Below are 2193 nucleotides of genomic sequence, written 5' to 3'. Positions count from 1 at the left end.
GACGGCCGGATCGCCGCCGAAGGCACCGCCGAGCAGCTCAAGCGCCTGATCCCCGGCGGCCACGTCCGGCTCCGCTTCACCGACCCCTCCGCCTACCGGTCCGCCGCCCTCGCCCTGCGCGAGACCACCCGGGACGAGGACTCCCTCACCCTCCAGCTCCCCAGCGACGGCAGCCAGCGCGACCTGCGCACCATCCTCGACCGGCTGGACCGCGCTGGCATCGAGGCGGACGAGCTGACCGTGCACACCCCCGACCTCGACGACGTGTTCTTCGCCCTCACCGGCCCCGCCGACGTGCCCAACCAGCCCAAGGAGTCTGTCCGATGAGCACCTTCTCCCTCGCCGTACGCGACTCCTCCACCATGCTGCGCCGCAACCTCCTGCACGCACGGCGCTACCCCTCCCTCACCCTCAACCTGCTGCTCACGCCGATCATGCTGCTCCTGCTCTTCGTCTACATCTTCGGCGACGTGATGAGCGCGGGCATGGGCGGCGCCGACCGCTCCGAATACATCGCCTACGTCGTCCCGGGCATCCTGCTGATGACCATCGGCAGCACCGTCATCGGGGCCGCGGTCTCCGTCTCCACCGACATGTCCGAGGGCATCATCGCCCGCTTCCGCACCATGGCCATCCACCGCAGCTCGGTCCTCATCGGACACGTCGTCGGCAGCGTCCTCCAGGTGCTCGCCAGCCTGGTCCTCGTCGGCGCCGTCGCCGCCGCCATCGGCTTCCGCTCCACGGGCGCCACCGCCCTGGAATGGCTCGCGGCGTTCGGACTGCTCGCACTCTTCGCCCTGGCCCTCACCTGGATCGCCGTCGGCATGGGCATGGCCAGCCCGAACGCCGAGGCGGCCAGCAACAGCGCCATGCCGCTGATCCTCCTGCCGCTCATCTCCAGCGCGTTCACCCCGATCGACGCGATGCCGGGCTGGTTCCAGCCGATCGCCCAGTACCAGCCCTTCACCCCCGCCATCGAGACCCTGCGCGGCCTCCTCCTCGGCACCGAGATCGGCCACAACGGCTGGCTCGCGGTCGCCTGGTGCCTGGCTCTCTGCGCCCTCGGCTACTTCTGGGCGACCTCGAAGTTCAACGGCGACCCGAAGTAACCGGCATGACAGCGCGGGCAACCCCCCCGCACCCCGTTCCGCCCAGGGCGGCGTACCCGGCACGAGCCGGAGTGCGCCGCCCCGTTCGTTCACCCGCTCAGGTCTGGCACTGCCTCGTGGTCGCGGTGGACCAGCCGCTCCAGACACCCCCGTCGGCCCGGGCGTGCACGCGGATCTCGACCTTCACGGGCCCGCACACCCGGGTCGAACTCCCCACCTCGACGGGCCCGATGGCCTCGCCGGCCTTGAGGTAGGCGCGCCCGCTGCCCAGTTTCGCCCAGTCACCACCGTCGACGACACGGAAGAACGCCTCGTAGGAGACGTTCAGCGCCCTGGATCCCGTATTGCGCGCCTTGATGTGCGCCGTGATCTCCCGAGTGATGACCCTGCCCATGGACCCCCGCTCGGCACTGATGCACCCGTTGACGGCCACACGACCGGTCGACACGCCCCCGCCACAGGCCACCGCCGCGGCGTGAGCGTCGGCCGGGACCGTCAGCATCGTCAGCGCGGTCAGTGCGACCGTGCCCAGGACCGTTCCGATACGCCTCAAGTACAACGTTCCACACCCTTCTTCGAGCCCGTTTCCCCTGAACAGACCACGTCCCGCCGCACGACACGACGCCCCGTCGGGTTTTTCGCCCGAATGGGTGCGCGCCGCGGCGAACGGGGTCCCGGCCCCCCGCCCCGGGTAACGCCTTCCGGGGACCAGGAATTGGGTAACGAAATGAAGTGACTTTCCCGGGATCCCCCCATGCGAGAACCTATTTCTCGTGAGCGGCGGACGGAAAGAAAGAACAACCGGCCGCCGGAACCGAAAAAGAATGGGGATACACCATGAGCAACATCTCTGACAACGAGCTCGTCCGCGTCGACACCATCGTCGAGGACCTGCGTGCCCTGGACGCCACCGAGACCGGCCAGGAGGCGCTGTCGATGACCCAGGCGCTCGCCAGCCCGGGTGAGCACGGCGAGTTCTGATCCAGGTCAGCCTCGTGGGGGGGGGGGGGGGTTGGTGGGGGCCCCCCCCCCACGCCCCCCCCCCCAAGGGGGGGTTTGTTGCGGTGTGGGGATAAGGGGGGAA

At 69.6% G+C, this 2193-nt stretch carries 3 protein-coding genes and 1 pseudogene; 3 read left to right on the top strand and 1 reads right to left on the bottom strand.

Features of this window, described 5'->3' with window-relative positions; genetic code table 11:
• Nucleotides 1-327, top strand: a pseudogene (locus ACZ7GJ_RS37870) (ABC transporter); the annotation flags it as partial.
• Nucleotides 324-1109, top strand: a complete 786-nt coding sequence (locus ACZ7GJ_RS37865; RefSeq protein ID WP_470758516.1) for an ABC transporter permease — start codon at nt 324-326, stop codon at nt 1107-1109. The pseudogene ACZ7GJ_RS37870 and the gene ACZ7GJ_RS37865, both read left to right, overlap by 4 nt.
• A gap of 97 nt (nt 1110-1206) precedes the next feature.
• Here ACZ7GJ_RS37865 and ACZ7GJ_RS37860 read toward each other — a convergent pair whose 3' ends face one another.
• Nucleotides 1207-1662, bottom strand: coding sequence for a hypothetical protein (locus tag ACZ7GJ_RS37860; RefSeq protein WP_470758514.1), 456 nt, complete (start codon nt 1660-1662; stop codon nt 1207-1209).
• Between the two features lie 284 nt (nt 1663-1946).
• Between ACZ7GJ_RS37860 and ACZ7GJ_RS37855 the strand changes: the two genes are divergently transcribed.
• The gene (locus ACZ7GJ_RS37855; protein WP_159046065.1) at nt 1947-2090 is read left to right on the top strand and encodes a hypothetical protein; all 144 of its coding nucleotides are present in this window, start codon (nt 1947-1949) and stop codon (nt 2088-2090) included.
• The last annotated feature ends 103 nt before the right edge of the window (nt 2091-2193 follow it).

This window comes from Streptomyces sp. NPDC037242 (genome assembly GCF_055604165.1).
This window is presented reverse-complemented; position numbering and strand designations above follow the sequence as displayed.